Source organism: Aliiglaciecola sp. 2_MG-2023 (genome assembly GCF_030548145.1).
Lineage (GTDB): Bacteria > Pseudomonadota > Gammaproteobacteria > Enterobacterales > Alteromonadaceae > Aliiglaciecola > Aliiglaciecola lipolytica_A.
In genome coordinates, this window is record NZ_JAUORY010000016.1 from 53,013 (window position 1) to 69,728 (window position 16,716).

Here is a 16,716-nt window from a genome sequence, read left to right on the forward strand (position 1 = left end):
AGGGCCACCTCAAAATGGGGCGTTTTTTCTTTCAGTCGTTTAGCGCTTAGGCAAAATTATGGTCTGAGTAACTAATTCCAAAACTCAAAATAATCATTGCTGCTGCGCTGCGGGGCTGGCATCGCTTCTGTTGTAGGCGTACCTAAATAGAGAAAACCGACAATTTCATCTTTTTCTTCTAAGAAAAATGCACATTTAACATCTTCATTTTGAGCGAATGTTCCTGTTCTCCATACACCGCCAAAACCTTGTGCTACCGCAGCCATTTGCATTGCATGGACGGCACACGAAGCGGAAGCAACTTGTTCAATCCATGGCACCTTCTCATGCTCTGAGTATTTGGCGATAGCGACAATAACCATAGGAGCTCGAAGCGGCATTTGTGGTGCCCGTTTAATCTGGTTTTCATCTAGATCTTCATTAATTGCCGCTTCTTCGAAAATCTCACCTAACTTAATTAGTCCCCTTCCCTGACAAACAACAAACTTCCACGGTGTTAAACCGGCATGATCAGGCGCGCGCAATGCTGCCTGCATAATTATTTCAAGCTGCTGACCTTGAGGGGCTGGCCCTTTCAATCTTGGTTGAGAGCGTCTGTTTAACAATAATTCAATAGCTTGCATATTAACCCAGTGACTAAATCAGAATTGATATATTAGTATGCAAACTTCACTGTTTTACTGCAACTGCAATCTGAATTTCCTTGTGAATTTAATTGTCGTTAAAGCTTTAGCGCCCGAGGTTTCGAATCTTTTGCCGTTTAATTGAGCACAATTACCACAAAAGTCATTTCATTCATAAAAAATTACATTTGTATTGTCGCTTAATTATTAAAATTCGTTAGGATAAGCAAATTGTACAATTTCAGGTGAATTTCTATATGGCAAATGGTAGTAGTTGGACTAAATCTTTTTTTGTTGGAATCTGGACAGTTTTAAATTTCTGTCGAAAAGCATTTTTTAATATTATCTTTATTATTTTGGCTATCGGTTTCATTGCGATGCTAATGAAAGATGATGGCAAAGTGTTGGTTCCTAAAAGTACAGCATTAGTTCTCAATATTGAAGGCGATATTGTGATTGAGAAACGCTATGTTGATCCAATGAACAAATTTTTGGAAGAAGCTTTTGGTCAAGAGCCAGAAAATCCAGAAGTGTTATTAAAGGATGTGCTGTTCGCGTTAGAAAATGCCAAACATGATAATCGCGTTAAAACCTTGATTCTGCAACTTCAAGGTATGGGCAATGTAGGCATGGATAAAATGAAGCAAGTGGCAATGGCCATTGACGACTTTAAAGAAAGTGGAAAGCCTGTTTATGCCATAGCAGACTACTATACTCAAAGTCAGTACTACCTGGCCAGTAAAGCCGACAAAGTTTACATGAACCCTATGGGCGCGATGATGTTTGAAGGTTATGGACGTTACCCAACCTATTACAAAGCAGCCTTAGAAAAGTTAAAAGTGACAACTCATGTGTTTAAAGTAGGCACATATAAATCGGCTGTGGAGCCTTACATTCGCGATGACATGTCTGAGCCTGCAAAAGAGGCAAATAAAGCTTGGTTGACAGTACTTTGGAATCAATACAAAGCAGATGTTGCTGCAGCACGTAATCTATCAACTAGCGCTTTTGATGAAGATCTAGATCAATTTTTACTCAAATTTGAACAAGTTGATGGTGATTTTGCAGCCTACGCAATGGAAAACGGTTGGGTAGATGGATTGCCTACTCGTGAAGCTATAAGACAAGAAATAATTGATATTGTCGGCGAAGACAAAAACCATAAGAGTTTTAGTCAAATAAGCCTAAATAATTACTTAAAAGTAATTAAACCCATTTATCATCTTCCACAAGTTGATGTTGATCATGTTGCAATCGTGGTCGCCAAAGGTACGATTTTAAACGGCACTCAAAAAGCCGGAGACATCGGCGGTGACAGTACTGCTGAGTTGCTTCGTAAAGCCCGATTAGATGACTCGGTCAAAGCAGTAGTATTGTATGTAGACTCCCCTGGGGGCAGCGCATTTGCCTCTGAAATTATCCGCCAAGAAGTTGAAAACCTAAAAACTGCAAATAAACCTGTCGTTGCTTTGATGAGTACTTATGGTGCCTCAGGTGGCTATTGGATTTCAGCTGCTGCGGATGAGATTTGGGCAGCGCCTAGCACTGTTACTGGCTCTATTGGTATCTTTGGCATGTTTATGACCTTTGAAAATACCCTTGATTATTTAGGCATTCACTCTGATGGTGTGGGTACCACGGACTTCTCTGGATTGAACGTGACAAGAGCGCTTGACCCAAGAGTTGGCCGAGTTATTCAAATGAGCATAAATCATGGTTATCAAGATTTTCTTAACTTAGTTGCCAAGGAAAGAAACATGACGGTGGAAGCTGTCGACAAAATTGCCCAAGGTAGAGTTTGGATTGGGGAAACGGCGAAAGAATTGGGTTTAGTCGATAACCTAGGGTTTTTAGATGATGCCGTTTCCGCTGCGGCAGATTTAGCGAAACTGGAAAACTACGAAACCAAATATGTCGAACGAGATTTAAGCCCTAGTGAAAAATTCTGGAAAGAATTCTTAGGGCAAGCTTCTCAAACAATTGGACATGGCAGCTTCGCCAAAAAAGATTCTGCGCTAGCTGGCTTTGTTAAACAACTAGTTGAAGAGGTAGATGCCGTCACAAAATTGAATGATCCTAATGGTGTTTATGCTCATTGTTTAGCTTGTGAAATAAACTAACCTCTATTATCCTCTCGATGATTAATGGTCTAGTTAGGCCATTAATCATCACCTCTACACTCAAATAAGCACCTAAAAACAATTTCAATTAAATGATCAGTTTTGCACAACAAAAAATAATTCAGCAGCGAGTATTAGACTGTATTCAAATGGCTGAAGTTTATTTTCATCGAAAGTTTGTAGCCCCTACTCTGATGTTTAATCAACGGGGAAATATAGCAGGAACGGCTCACTTACAAAAAAACCTGATAAAGCTCAATAGCACTTTATTGATGGATAATTTTGACGAGTTTCTTGTTACTGTGATTCCTCACGAAGTTGCTCACATCATTACATTCCAGTTATTCAAACGTGTGAAACCCCATGGTATTGAATGGCAATCAATTATGAATAATGTGTTCAACTTACCCGCAACGGTAAGACATAAAATGGACACAACCAAGACCCAAGGTAAAATGTTTGACTATAAGTGTCAGTGCGGGACAGTTAAGCTGACGTTGAGAAGGCATAACAAGGTGGTTAACAAACAACAGATTTATTGTTGCCGGAAGTGCCAACAAGAGTTGCTAGAAATAACCTGATTTTCAATTAAATTAATAATCCAAAAGCTACTAAAACCACTGCTTTGTAAACACTTTATCAAGTTCTTTAAAGGCAGTTTTTAATAATTTCGCCAGTTCTTTATAACGAGGTTTAGCCCGTTGTTGGCTAACGGTCACCCCTTGTAATTGCATCTTATGATGAATTTCTTGATACCACGCCCGTAAGGCAGGAGGAAGAGTTTGGTTAGAACGATGACCAAGCCACATTAATCCTTGCAGAGGAAGACTAAGAAAAAATGCACCAATGGCGATTCCCTGAGGTATGAAAATATCACCATAAAAATTAATAATAGAAAACGCACTCAATACAGCGATGGGGGGCATAATTGTAATCGACAATTTAGTAGCGCTAATCACACGATACTCTGGAAAAAGTGCATTCAGCTGCTTTTCCATCGGCCAAGTTTTCATATACTCTTGACCATCTTTGAAAATTCCGGTCATGCTCTGGGACATTTGAATCCTTGCAGATTGATTAACTACTGGTAACTATAAGAATAATCTTTAATCGCTAATTTTACCAAAATAAATTAACGAAATAGTAGAATTCAGGATAAAACAACGGGCAAAACCACGTAAAATAGATAAATAATATAAAAACGATGATTATTTATTTGCCCATTAAGTGAATATTAATCAGAACTTTTTATTAAGGTTTGCTTAAAACTTAAAATATTTGATCTAAATAATTTTTTGACCGTTGAATCTAGTTAAAAAATCCATATGTTTAGAAACACTTTTTATTTAATTTTTTGGTCAGATGGATTGGTTCAATCCTGACTACTTTTGGAGAACTAAATATGTCTGATGTTAGACACGTACGTCTTTTGATTTTGGGATCTGGACCAGCAGGTTATTCTGCTGCGGTTTATGCTGCACGAGCAAACTTAAATCCGGTACTACTTACAGGGATTCAGCAAGGCGGACAACTTACCACTACAACAGAAGTTGAAAACTGGCCCGGCGATCCTGAGGGATTAACCGGTCCTGACCTTATGGTTAGAATGCAAAAACATGCTGAAAAATTTGATACTGAAATCATTTTCGATCACATTAATAAAACTGACCTGTCTAAACGCCCTTACACACTTCAAGGTGATAACGGCACTTATACTTGTGACGCTCTGATTATTGCAACTGGCGCATCAGCCAAATATTTGGGTATGGAATCTGAGACGGCATTTATGGGTAAAGGGGTTTCAGCCTGTGCTACTTGTGATGGTTTCTTTTATCGTAACCAGAAAGTAGCGGTTATCGGCGGTGGTAATACTGCCGTTGAAGAAGCTTTATATTTATCTAATATTGCGTCAGAAGTTCATGTTATTCACAGACGTGATTCATTTAGAAGTGAAAAAATATTGTCTGATCGTTTGTTTGAAAAAGCAAAAAACGGCAACGTAGTAATGCATCTCGACAAAACCCTTGATGAAGTGCTAGGTGATGAAATGGGCGTAACCGGCGTGCGTATCAAAGATGTCAATTCTGGTGCGACTGAAGAAATTGATATTATGGGCTTGTTCGTTGCCATTGGACACAAACCTAACACCGACATATTCGAAGGTGAATTGGATATGAAAGATGGCTACATTAAGATTAAGAGCGGTCTTGATGGTAATGCAACGCAGACTAGCGTTGAAGGTGTATTTGCCGCTGGAGACGTATGCGACCATGTTTACCGTCAAGCAATTACATCTGCCGGTACAGGATGTATGGCCGCGTTAGATGCAGAAAAATTCTTGGATGCATTAGAAAATTAAGGAAAACACGTCAAGCTTGTGTATGAGAATATATAGTAAATGATTTCGCTGCATAAGCTTGACGCTTCCGTCACCTTTCCTTCCCCTCACGAGGCACTAGCTGATCCTAATGGATTACTGGCATTTGGAGGGGATCTGAGTGTTGCACGTTTAGTCAGCGCATATCAGCACGGAATTTTCCCGTGGTTCTCTGAAGGAGAACCTATTCTTTGGTGGAGCCCAGATCCTAGAGGGGTTGTTTTCACTGAAAAATACAAAAGCAGCAAAAGCTTACTCAAACATATCCGCAAGACCAATCCAAAGGTAACAGTTAATGAACGCTTCAATGATGTTATCGATGCTTGCTCCAATGCGCCTCGTAAAGACAGTGGTACGTGGATAACAGCGCATATGATAAACGCATACAAAGCGCTGCATAAGGCCGGTTACGCCCACTCTATTGAGGTGTGGAATGATAAACAACTCATTGGTGGTTTATATGGTGTTTTCGTCAATAATGTTTTTTGCGGGGAATCCATGTTTAGCCTACAAACCAACGCTTCTAAAGTCGCATTTCACTATTTAGTTAATCTGATGAGAACGAATAGTGTAGAACTTATAGATTGCCAAATGCAAAACCCCCACTTAGCCACTTTAGGTTGTGAAGAGATACCCAGAGCGACTTTTTTAAGATTATTATCCTCTGCGGCAGAAAAACAAACATCTAACTCGTGGACTCCTCGGATGTTGTCGGTATGAACATGAAATTTGGACTAACTCAACAATTTCCATGCAGTTATTTAGCCGAGCAGAAAGAACAGTTGCTAGTGCTAGTGACAGACACTGATGATGAACTGGATAACCAATACAATTATTTACTTGGGCAGGGTTTTCGCCGTAGCGGTGATCAAATTTACCGCCCTCATTGTCGCCAATGTAACGCATGCCAATCAATTAGAATTCCAGCTAATAACTTTTTACCGTCGAAAAGCCAACGGCGAATTATAAATAAGAATTCCGATATTCAAGTGTTTACCAGCTCGAAAAATAAACCTGAGTATTATCCAATTTACGCCCAATATATTAATCAACGCCATAACGACGGTAGCATGTTTCCTGCAAGCAAAAATCAATATGATGGATTCATCGACTGTGATTGGTTAGACACTCTTTTTATTGAATTCCACTTAGATGACACTTTAATAGGTGTTGCTGTTACCGATGTTTTGAGTGACGGTTTTTCCGCTCTTTATACATTTTTCAAACCTGAATTCACCAATCGGTCCATTGGAACTTACGCAATTATCAAACAAATTGAACAAGCCAAGCTCAATAATAAAACATTTTTGTATTTGGGATATCAGATAGATGCCTGTCAAAAAATGAGCTACAAGGCTAATTTTTACCCTCACCAGCGCTTTATTGACAATAAATGGCAATTAATCACAAAAAAAAGCACTTAGGTCCTTTACTCTTGCTCTTATATTGGGCAAAATCTGCGCGGCATTTTTGACACTTATTAATTGAGGTAAACAACTTACATGGCGAAAGAAGACTGTATTGAAATGGAAGGTACCGTATTGGACACACTTCCTAATACTATGTTCCGGGTTGAATTAGAAAACGGACACGTCGTCACTGCGCACATCTCAGGAAAGATGCGCAAAAACTATATACGTATATTAACTGGCGACAAAGTAACAGTTGAGATGACTCCTTACGACCTAACAAAAGGCCGTATCATTTATCGCGCCAGATAAGAGACGTTCCTTTTGCTAATTGAGCATAAAAAAACCCAGCCTAGCTGGGTTTTTGTTTATCTGGACTAACAACAACTAGTAACTTAAACGATTACACTTTACTGGCTTGTTTAGAGCTTTGATTAGAATAATCAAACTTAAGCTTATCGTCTTTCATGGTGATTTTAACACTACCACCATTCACCAACTCACCAAATAGCAATTCGTTAGCTAGATTTTTCTTCACATACTCTTGCATAGTTCTGGCCATTGGACGCGCGCCCATTGCTCTGTCGTAACCTTTTTCTGCAATCCAATTACGAGCTGCATCGTCAATCTCCATAGACACACCTTTGTTATCCAGCTGTACTTGCAGCTCAATAATAAATTTATCCACCACTTGAAGAATGACATCTGACTCAAGGTGATTAAACCAAATGATCCCATCTAAACGGTTTCTAAATTCCGGCGTAAATATTTTATTAATTTCACTGATTGCATCAAAGCTGTGATCTTGCTGTTTGAAACCAATCGACGTTCTAATGGTTTCTTGCACACCGGCATTCGTGGTCATAACTAAAACCACGTTACGGAAATCAACTTTGCGTCCGTTGTTATCGGTCAAGGTTCCGTGATCCATCACTTGTAGCAAAATGTTGTAAATATCACTGTGGGCTTTTTCAATTTCATCAAGTAACACAACACAGTAAGGATTTTTAATCACGGCATCCGTTAACAAGCCCCCCTGATCGAAGCCTACATAGCCTGGGGGAGCACCAATCAATCGACTGACCGCATGGCGTTCCATATATTCAGACATGTCAAAGCGGACCAACTCTACACCCATAATTTTGGCTAATTGTTGAGTAACTTCTGTTTTACCGACACCTGTAGGACCAGCGAACATGAAATTACCAATAGGTTTAGTTTCAATTCCCAAACCTGAACGAGACAAACGAATCGCATCAGATAAGGTTTCAATGGCTTGGTCTTGTCCAAACACGACTAATTTCAAATCCCGTGTCAGATTTTTCAGTGTTTCTTTGTCAGAAGCTGATACTGACTTTTCAGGAATACGGGCCATTTTGGCAATAATGTGCTCTATTTCACCTACACCAATAGTTTTACGTCGCTTAGAAACGGGTAATAAGCGCTGTGAAGCCCCTGCTTCATCGATCACGTCAATAGCCTTATCAGGCAAGTGACGCTCGTTTATATACTTAGCAGAGAGCTCTGAGGCCGCTTTAATCGCTTGATTAGTAAAGCGCACACTATGGTGTTTCTCATAGCGACTTTTTAACCCCATAAGAATTTTCGTGGTATCAGCCACACTGGGTTCTGCCACATCAATTTTTTGGAAACGTCGTGCAAGCGCCCTGTCCTTTTCAAAAATACCCTGGTATTCCTGATAAGTAGTAGAGCCGATGCAGCGCAGCTCGCCACTGCTAAGCTTAGGTTTCAACAAATTAGATGCATCCATAACACCACCTGATGCGGCACCTGCACCTATGATGGTATGAATTTCATCGATAAATAATATCGCATCGTCATCTTTACTCAGCTCTTTAAGAATACCTTTCAAGCGTTTTTCGAAGTCACCACGGTATTTAGTTCCCGCTAATAATCCACCTAAATCTAATGAGTAGACTGTTGATGAAGCTATTACTTCAGGTACTTCGTTATTCACTATGCGATACGCTAAACCTTCTGCAATGGCGGTTTTACCGACGCCAGCTTCGCCCACTAGTAGTGGATTATTCTTGCGTCGTCTGCATAGAATTTGAATGGTTCTTTCTAATTCAGCATCTCGACCGATAAGAGGATCAATTTTACCCGCTTTGGCCAGAACATTTAAATTGGAAGAATATTTTTCAAGCACCGAGGTATTTTCTTCACCTTCGACAGTCTCTTCTTGGTTTTCAATACTGGATTCTTCATCATTTTTACTCACACCATGGGATATGAAATTAACCACATCCAAGCGTGTGACATCGGTTTTTTTCAAAATATAAACCGCTTGAGATTCTTGTTCACTGAAAATCGCTACCAGAACATTGGCACCTGTCACTTCTTCTTTGCCAGATGACTGCACATGAAAAACCGCGCGCTGAAGCACTCGCTGGAACCCTAAAGTGGGCTGCGTTTCACGGTCGCTAGTGTCATCTTCTAAGATTAGCGGAGTCGTGTCTTTGACAAAATCGACCAACTCAGCTTTTATTGACTCAATATTTGCTCCACAAGCTTTGAGAGCTTCTCTGGCGGCTTTGTTATCTAAAAGCGCTAGTAACAGATGTTCCACCGTCATAAACTCATGACGATGCTCTCTGGCAAATATAAACGCTTCGTTAAGGGTCTGCTCTAAATCTTTATTCAACATACTTATACCCTCCTAAAATCGGGTTGGTTAGTTAACCCTGAAGTAAACTGACGCTGATTTTTATCTGGAATACGGATAAAACCTTATTGATCAGTTTATTAGCCACAAAAACGCTGTTTAGAAACTAACATTTCAGTGGTTAAAGCCTCCATTTTCACATCTTTCTTCGTAATCAGACTCTCTGATTCAAAGGTTAAAATCAAATGTTTTGTGCGATCAGCGGCATAAAAACTTTAGTTAAAGACATTTAACCGTAGTTAAGTTCGATTATGCTTGTTCCATACTGCACATCAATGGATGCTGATGCTTTCTGGCATACTGATTGACCTGCATCACCTTGGTTTCGGCGATCTGAGCTGTATAAACACCGCAAACAGCGCGACCACGGTAATGGACAGTTAACATTAGCTGACTGGCCTTTTCTGCGTCCATATTAAAAAAGCGCATCAACACTTCGATAACAAAATCCATCGGTGTGTAATCATCGTTATTGATCAAAACTTTGTACATCGGAGGCGGTTCAACTTTCTTTTTAACCGCTTCTAAGTGCTTGTTGTGATCTATGCTTATCGTATTATCTTTGCTCATATTCAAATAATAGTGCCGTTTTGACTTAAATTGTGCTGTTTTTTACAATTTTTGTCGATTAAATTAATTTGACCTTGACATTTGTAGGTTAAAATATCTACATTTTAAATAGGGTAAAACGTTATGCAGTCGATTTGCCCTATCTTTACTATACTTATAGTGGGGATTAAGCAGTGTCAGTTCAAGGGATTAAAAGGAAGCAGATGTATGGCGGTCGGAAAAGTCAAATGGTTTAACAATGCAAAGGGGTTCGGTTTTATTGTCCCTGATGATGGTGGAGAAGATATTTTCGCACATTACTCCACGATTAAGATGGACGGTTATCGTTCTTTAAAAGCAGGTCAAGAAGTGACCTATGAAGTTCAGCAAGGCCCAAAAGGCTTACATGCAGAGAACATAGGCATAAGCGACGAACCTGAAAGATAGTTAAGCTAGACTTAATACTACTTTTCAAATAAAAAAGCAGGCATACATTGCCTGCTTTTTTGTGTGTCTTGTTTATCGACCGCCCCTAATGGATGCGATCGATAAAGTCCAAATACAATTAAGAAATAATTGAATTTAGTGTAGAGCTTGGACACATTGCTTTAGTAATTAAGCTTTCATTTGGATAATAATATCCACCAATATCTGCTGGTTTAGCTTGAGTTGCATCAATTTCCGCAACAATACTTTCTTCATTGTCACTTAATGCTTTTGCAATTGGTGCAAAATACTCTGCCAATTCAGCATCTTCAGTTTGGCTAGCAAGCCCTTGTGCCCAATACATAGCCAAGTAGAAATGGCTACCACGGTTATCAAGTTGTCCCGCTTTACGTAATGGTGACTTACCATTATTCAGCAGGGTTTCAGTAGCTTTATCTAACTCTGCTGCCAATACCTTAGCTTTACCATTGTCATTTTTAATCGCTAAATCTTCAAGAGATACGGCGATAGCAAGAAACTCACCTAACGAGTCCCAACGCAAATGCCCTTCTTCAACAAATTGTTGAACGTGTTTTGGCGCAGAACCGCCGGCACCCGTTTCAAACAATCCGCCACCGGCCATTAGTGGCACGATAGACAACATTTTTGCACTGGTACCTAGTTCCAAAATTGGGAATAAGTCAGTTAGGTAGTCACGCAATACGTTGCCGGTAACAGAAATCGTATCCAAACCACGAATAGCGCGCTCCATGGTGTAACGAATAGCACGAACTGGCGCCATTATTTCAATGTGTAAACCTTCAGTATCATGCTCTTTTAAGTACTCAGTTACTTTGTTGATTAGTTGAACATCATGAGCACGTTCATCATCTAACCAAAAAATTGCTGGCATACCTGAAAGTCTTGCACGAGTAACCGCAAGTTTCACCCAATCGCGAATAGGCGCATCTTTGGCCTGACACATACGCCAGATATCACCCTCTTCAACCGCGTGCTCGATAAGTACATTGTCATCTTGATCGATTATTTGTACTTTACCGTCACCGGTCATTTCAAATGTTTTATCGTGAGAACCGTATTCTTCAGCTTTTTGCGCCATCAAACCGACGTTTGGAACTGTACCCATAGTAGTTGGATCAAATGCACCATGAGTTTTACAGAAGTTAATCACTTCTTGATAAATCGTTGCATAAGTACTTTCTGGGATAACAGCCTTAGTATCCTGAGGTTTTCCGTCTGGACCCCACATTTGACCAGAGCTACGAATCATTGCAGGCATAGACGCATCAACAATAACATCGCTTGGTACGTGCAAGTTAGAAATACCTTTGTCTGAATTAACCATCGCTAGCGGCGGACGGTCTTGATAACAACGGTTAATATCTTTTTCAATTTCGGCACGCTGAGAAGCAGGTAAGGTTGCGATTTTATCGTAAACACTGCCCAGACCATTGTTAGGATTAACACCTAGCTCATCAAACAAGTCTTGGTACTTATCGAACAATTCTTTGTAGAAAACCTTAACACAGTGTCCAAATACAATTGGGTGAGACACTTTCATCATGGTTGCTTTAACGTGTAAAGAAAACAAAATACCCGTTTCTTTGGCATCTTGAATTTGTTCTTCAAAGAATTTACACAATGCTTTTTTGCTCATGCACATGCCGTCAATCACTTCACCAGCAAGTAAATCAACACGCGGCTTTAGCGTCGTTTTATTACCAGCAGTGTCGGTGAATTCGATACGAACATGACCCGCCTTCTCTACCGTGACTGACTTCTCACCTGAGTAGAAATCACCACCATGCATGTGGGCAACGTGGGTGCGAGAAGCTTGGCTCCATGACCCCATTGAATGAGGATGTTTTTTCGCATAGTTTTTAACCGCTGTAGGTGCTCTACGATCAGAGTTCCCTTCACGAAGTACTGGGTTTACTGAACTACCTAGCACTTTACCGTATTGGTTTCTAATTTCTTTTTCTTCGTCTGTTTGCGGATTTTCTGGAAATTCAGGTAACGCGAAACCATTATCTTGTAGCTCTTTAATCGCAGCTTTTAATTGAGGGATTGAAGCACTGATGTTCGGCAGTTTAATAATATTTGTTTCTGGTGACTGGGTAAGATCCCCTAAGATAGATAATGCATCAGGGACTTTTTGCTCATCGGTTAGGTAGTCAGGGAAGATAGCCAAAATCCTGGCAGCTAACGATATATCACTCACTTCAACTTCTATATCCGCTGCAGTAGCAAATTTACGTACAATGGGTAAAAGTGAGTATGTAGCCAACGCAGGGGCTTCATCAGTTTTTGTGTAAATAATCTTAGACTTTGATGTAGTCATTATATACCTCAGTGGTGGCGGCGTAACCGCCTGGTTAATCCAAATTACTCAGACGAAAGCGCTGATAATTAAAAAATTTATCAAAAAACTTAAAAATTTGAGCACAGATTCTAATCAATATAGCTATTATAACCAGTATTTTATTACATTATTTATGCATAAATTAGATTGAGTCTTCGTGTACAACGACAATAAATAGTTCATCACGAAAGGTTATAGATGCTAACAAACAATGATATATGGGCTAAACTCCGTTTACTAGATCCAAGCACACGAAAACCATAAAAAAGTGAATAGTTATTCAAAATGAATCAAAAAAAACACATAAAAAAGAAACCAACTGCTCAAAAAAGAACCGTACTTTTATTTAATAAACCCTTTGATGTGCTTACCCAATTTACCGATGAGCAAAATCGTAAAACTCTTAAAAACTTTATAAATGTACCTGATGTTTATGCTGCTGGGCGATTAGATCGGGATAGTGAAGGTTTATTGGTATTAACCAATGACGGTAGACTGCAACATCAAATTGCCAACCCAAAACAGAAGACTGCCAAAACTTATTGGGCACAGGTAGATGGTGATATTACGCCGGAAGCTATTAGTAAATTAAGTAAAGGCATCGAATTGAAAGATGGTCCAACGATGCCCGCCCTAGTTAAAAAAATCCCACCTCCAGATGTATGGGAACGTGTACCGCCGGTAAGATTTAGAGCCAATATTCCAACCAGTTGGATATCGTTAACCATTTCTGAAGGGCGTAATCGACAAGTTCGAAGAATGACTGCAGCCGTCGGCTTCCCCACTCTACGCCTTATTCGTTATCAAATTGGGCAGTGGACAATTGACGGCATAGAGAACGGAAAATATCGGATTTTATAGGGAGTTCAGAAAACCATTATGGTTTAATTATTTGGTTATAAATTAGTTCTTTTTTGTAATCCTGCGTATTTATCTAAAGGCTTTATTTTGCTAGACTTGCCGCCCAATTTAGCAGCCAAGAATTCGCCAGCAAATATGTCAAATACGAACACGACCACAAATTTACAAAACGCTAACATAAAAGTCATCGTTGGAATGTCTGGTGGTGTGGATTCGTCTGTGGCCGCTTATCTTCTTCAGCAACAGGGTTATCAAGTTGAAGGCCTGTTTATGAAAAACTGGGAGGAAGATGACAGTGATGAATATTGTTTAGCTGCTGAAGATTTAGCAGATGCGCAAGCAGTAGCTGACAAACTTGGCATCGAGTTACATACAATCAATTTTGCTGCCGAATACTGGGACAACGTTTTTGAATATTTTCTTGAAGAATATCGGGCTGGGCGTACCCCGAACCCAGATATTATGTGTAACAAGGAAATCAAATTTAAAGCTTTTTTAGAGTTTGCAGCTGAAGATTTAGGTGCTGACTATATTGCCACAGGGCACTACGTGCGTCGTGAAATGAGAAATGGTCACTGGAAAATGTTGCGTGGTTTGGACTCAAATAAAGACCAAAGTTACTTCCTGTACACATTAGGGGAAGAACATATTGCCAAAACCCTCTTTCCTGTTGGCAATATCGAAAAACCTGAAGTACGCAGAATTGCTGAGCAGCAAGATCTTATTACTCACGATAAAAAAGACAGTACGGGTATTTGTTTTATTGGTGAACGAAAGTTCAAAGACTTTTTAGGACAGTATTTACCTGCTCAACCTGGCGTGATTGAAACCGCTGAAGGTATTGAAATAGGTCAACATGATGGACTGATGTTCCATACTCTTGGTCAGCGTAAAGGCTTGCACATTGGTGGAAAAAAAGAATTTGGTGATGAACCTTGGTATGTCGTCGACAAAGACGTCAAACGTAATGTGTTAATTGTTGGCCAAGGCGCAGATCACCCCGCCCTTTACTCTGTAGGCTTAATCGCAAACCAACTGCATTGGGTTGACCGCTTAGGTCCGCAACAAGAAATACGTTGTGCAGTAAAAACACGTTATCGTCAGGAAGATATTCCCTGTACTATTACGCCTCAGCCTAACGGCCACATTAAAGTGCTTTTTGATGATCCGCAAAAAGCAGTGACACCTGGGCAATCCGCGGTATTTTATCAACAAGATGAATGTCTAGGTGGCGGAATTATAGAGAGTTATTTGCGTTGAACATAGACAATGAAAAAGAAAAAACCTTAGCCTTAGCCGGTGTATGTCAGGCCGCATCCTTAGTGCAGTCAGTAGCCCGAAAAGGCGAAGCCGACATCGATGCATTCAAGGCAAGTATCAATAGCATAGTTCTTACTGATGCCCAAAGCACAATTGAAGTGTATGGTAGTATCGAAAACTTAAAGCTTGGACTGGGTACGTTAATTGGTCAGTTAGGTAATACACCTATGCAAAAAGACGCTGAAATCACCCGTTATATCGCTAGCATCTTAGGCTTAGAGCGCAAACTCAAAAAATCATCGAAAAAGTTAGATGAGCTATCAAAACGCATAGAGCAAATTCAACGTCAAACTTTACATTTAGATTTATTCGATGAACAAATGAGCAGTAATTTAGCCAGTGTTTATTCAGATGTAATAAGCCCTTTGGGCGCAAAAATCCAAATAGCCGGCACCCCTAATCAATTAAAGAAAGACGCTAACCAACATAGAGTCCGAGCGCTTTTATTAAGTGGTCTACGTTCTGCCGTTTTATGGCGCCAATTAGGCGGTAAAAGACGACAAATTTTATTTAACCGAAAAAGCATTGTGGCAAACGCATTGACGTTACAACACAGTATTCACCAATCTCAATAGGAGTAATTCATGGAATTGTCTGCACTAACTGCAGTTTCCCCCGTTGATGGCCGTTACGGCTCGAAAAGTTCAGCCTTACGACACTATTTCAGTGAATACGGTTTGCTAAAATATCGTGTTCTAGTCGAGGTACGCTGGTTACAAAAATTGTCTACCACCGCCGAAATTACCGAAGTACCGGCATTTTCAGCGGAAGCGATGACTTTACTCAATAATATCGTTGATAATTTTTGTGAACAAGATGCCCTGCGTATCAAAGCCATTGAAAAAACAACCAATCATGATGTCAAAGCCGTTGAGTATTTTTTAAAAGAAAAAGTTGAAAATAACCAAGAGCTAAATAGTGTCAGTGAATTTATTCATTTTGCCTGTACCTCTGAAGACATCAATAACTTGTCTCATGGACTAATGTTAAGTGAAGCAAGAGAACAAGTTATATTGCCTTACTGTGACAAATTAATTGCTGAGACTAAACGCTTAGCCATTGATTATAAAAGTATCCCTATGATGGCAAGAACCCATGGGCAACCAGCTTCTCCTACCACTATGGGTAAAGAGATGGCTAACGTCATGCATCGTTTACAACGTCAGCGCGAGCAAATTAAAGACGTCACTATTTTGGGTAAAATAAATGGAGCAGTGGGTAACTATAACGCTCACATAAGTGCTTATCCAGATATAGACTGGAATGCTTTTTCACAGTCTTTTGTGGAAAGTCTAGGGCTAAATTGGAACCAATACACAACTCAAATTGAACCCCATGACTACATTGCTGAGCTTTATGATGCAATGGCCCGTTTCAACACTATTTTGATCGACTTCGATCGAGATATTTGGGGATATATTGCCCTAGGTCACTTTAAACAAAAAACCATTGCCGGCGAAATTGGTTCTTCAACCATGCCCCATAAAGTCAACCCTATTGATTTTGAAAACTCTGAAGGTAATCTGGGTTTAGCCAATGCAATGTTTAATCATTTAGCCACTAAGTTACCTATCTCAAGATGGCAACGTGATTTAACTGACTCTACTGTCTTGAGAAATCTCGGTGTGGGTATGGGCTACTCTGTAATTGCATATGAATCGACCTTAAAAGGTATTAGTAAGTTACAGGTTAACGAGCAAAGTCTAAGAAACGAACTTGACAGCAATTGGGAATTGTTGGCTGAGCCCATTCAAACAGTAATGCGACGTTATGGTATTGAAAAACCTTATGAGAAGTTAAAAGAGCTTACTCGAGGTAAAAAAGTCGATCAGGCTGCGATAGCTGAATTTATTGATAATTTAGATTTACCCAATAATGTGAAAACTGAATTGAAGCAAATTTCACCCGCAAATTATATTGGCGATGCAATTGCTTTGGTTGAAAAAATCACAGCATAACCCT

General features: G+C 39.8%; 16 protein-coding genes. 11 read left to right on the top strand and 5 right to left on the bottom strand.

Going from position 1 to position 16,716, the window contains the following annotated elements:
• Nucleotides 1–71 precede the first annotated feature (71 nt).
• A complete protein-coding gene (locus Q4567_RS15390; RefSeq protein ID WP_216047486.1) occupies nucleotides 72–623 on the bottom strand; it encodes an NAD(P)H nitroreductase in 552 nt (183 codons plus the stop codon).
• Nucleotides 624–880: 257 nt separating this feature from the next.
• On the opposite strand from Q4567_RS15390, the gene sppA reads away from it, so the two are divergent.
• Nucleotides 881–2,743, top strand: coding sequence for a signal peptide peptidase SppA (sppA, locus tag Q4567_RS15395; RefSeq protein WP_216047487.1), 1,863 nt, complete (start codon nucleotides 881–883; stop codon nucleotides 2,741–2,743).
• Between the two features lie 92 nt (nucleotides 2,744–2,835).
• On the top strand, nucleotides 2,836–3,324 hold the full coding sequence (locus Q4567_RS15400) for a SprT family zinc-dependent metalloprotease (RefSeq protein ID WP_216047488.1): 489 nt from the start codon (nucleotides 2,836–2,838) through the stop codon (nucleotides 3,322–3,324).
• Nucleotides 3,325–3,354: 30 nt separating this feature from the next.
• Here the strand turns inward: Q4567_RS15400 and yfbV are convergent, their stop codons facing one another.
• Entirely contained in the window at nucleotides 3,355–3,801 is a 447-nt protein-coding gene (gene yfbV, locus Q4567_RS15405; protein WP_216047489.1) for a terminus macrodomain insulation protein YfbV, read from the bottom strand.
• A 344-nt stretch (nucleotides 3,802–4,145) separates the two neighbouring features.
• On the opposite strand from yfbV, the gene trxB reads away from it, so the two are divergent.
• The 4 genes from trxB (at nucleotide 4,146) to infA (ending at nucleotide 6,841) form a co-directional block, all read left to right on the top strand.
• Complete coding sequence (trxB, locus tag Q4567_RS15410) at nucleotides 4,146–5,102, top strand: thioredoxin-disulfide reductase (protein ID WP_216047490.1); 957 nt, start codon at nucleotides 4,146–4,148, stop codon at nucleotides 5,100–5,102.
• Between the two features lie 39 nt (nucleotides 5,103–5,141).
• The gene (gene aat, locus Q4567_RS15415; RefSeq protein ID WP_303500959.1) at nucleotides 5,142–5,840 is read left to right on the top strand and encodes a leucyl/phenylalanyl-tRNA--protein transferase; all 699 of its coding nucleotides are present in this window, start codon (nucleotides 5,142–5,144) and stop codon (nucleotides 5,838–5,840) included.
• Between the two features lie 2 nt (nucleotides 5,841–5,842).
• On the top strand, nucleotides 5,843–6,544 hold the full coding sequence (locus tag Q4567_RS15420; RefSeq protein ID WP_303500960.1) for an arginyltransferase: 702 nt from the start codon (nucleotides 5,843–5,845) through the stop codon (nucleotides 6,542–6,544).
• Between the two features lie 78 nt (nucleotides 6,545–6,622).
• A complete protein-coding gene (gene infA, locus Q4567_RS15425; RefSeq protein ID WP_008844395.1) occupies nucleotides 6,623–6,841 on the top strand; it encodes a translation initiation factor IF-1 in 219 nt (72 codons plus the stop codon).
• Between the two features lie 91 nt (nucleotides 6,842–6,932).
• Here infA and clpA read toward each other — a convergent pair whose 3' ends face one another.
• Together clpA and clpS are read right to left on the bottom strand one after the other, a co-directional pair.
• Nucleotides 6,933–9,197 (bottom strand): ATP-dependent Clp protease ATP-binding subunit ClpA, encoded by a 2,265-nt coding sequence (gene clpA / locus Q4567_RS15430; protein WP_216047493.1) that lies wholly within the window; start codon nucleotides 9,195–9,197, stop codon nucleotides 6,933–6,935.
• Between the two features lie 267 nt (nucleotides 9,198–9,464).
• Nucleotides 9,465–9,785: an ATP-dependent Clp protease adapter ClpS gene (gene clpS, locus Q4567_RS15435; RefSeq protein ID WP_303500961.1), complete on the bottom strand. Its 321-nt coding sequence runs from the start codon at nucleotides 9,783–9,785 to the stop codon at nucleotides 9,465–9,467.
• Between the two features lie 207 nt (nucleotides 9,786–9,992).
• Here clpS and cspD point away from each other — a divergent pair, with 207 nt between their 5' ends.
• Entirely contained in the window at nucleotides 9,993–10,211 is a 219-nt protein-coding gene (gene cspD, locus Q4567_RS15440) for a cold shock domain-containing protein CspD (RefSeq protein ID WP_216047495.1), read from the top strand.
• 118 nt (nucleotides 10,212–10,329) lie between these two features.
• On the opposite strand, the gene Q4567_RS15445 is transcribed toward cspD, so the two are convergent.
• A complete protein-coding gene (locus tag Q4567_RS15445; RefSeq protein WP_303500962.1) occupies nucleotides 10,330–12,552 on the bottom strand; it encodes an NADP-dependent isocitrate dehydrogenase in 2,223 nt (740 codons plus the stop codon).
• Nucleotides 12,553–12,858: 306 nt separating this feature from the next.
• Between Q4567_RS15445 and Q4567_RS15450 the strand changes: the two genes are divergently transcribed.
• From Q4567_RS15450 to purB, 4 genes are all read left to right on the top strand, one after another.
• Entirely contained in the window at nucleotides 12,859–13,434 is a 576-nt protein-coding gene (locus tag Q4567_RS15450; protein WP_303500964.1) for a pseudouridine synthase, read from the top strand.
• Between the two features lie 135 nt (nucleotides 13,435–13,569).
• Nucleotides 13,570–14,694 (top strand): tRNA 2-thiouridine(34) synthase MnmA, encoded by a 1,125-nt coding sequence (gene mnmA, locus Q4567_RS15455; protein ID WP_216047498.1) that lies wholly within the window; start codon nucleotides 13,570–13,572, stop codon nucleotides 14,692–14,694.
• Nucleotides 14,655–15,329 (top strand): high frequency lysogenization protein HflD, encoded by a 675-nt coding sequence (hflD, locus tag Q4567_RS15460; protein WP_303500966.1) that lies wholly within the window; start codon nucleotides 14,655–14,657, stop codon nucleotides 15,327–15,329. The genes mnmA and hflD overlap by 40 nt, the downstream gene beginning before the upstream one ends.
• A 9-nt stretch (nucleotides 15,330–15,338) precedes the next feature.
• On the top strand, nucleotides 15,339–16,712 hold the full coding sequence (purB, locus tag Q4567_RS15465; protein ID WP_216047500.1) for an adenylosuccinate lyase: 1,374 nt from the start codon (nucleotides 15,339–15,341) through the stop codon (nucleotides 16,710–16,712).
• The last annotated feature ends 4 nt before the right edge of the window (nucleotides 16,713–16,716 follow it).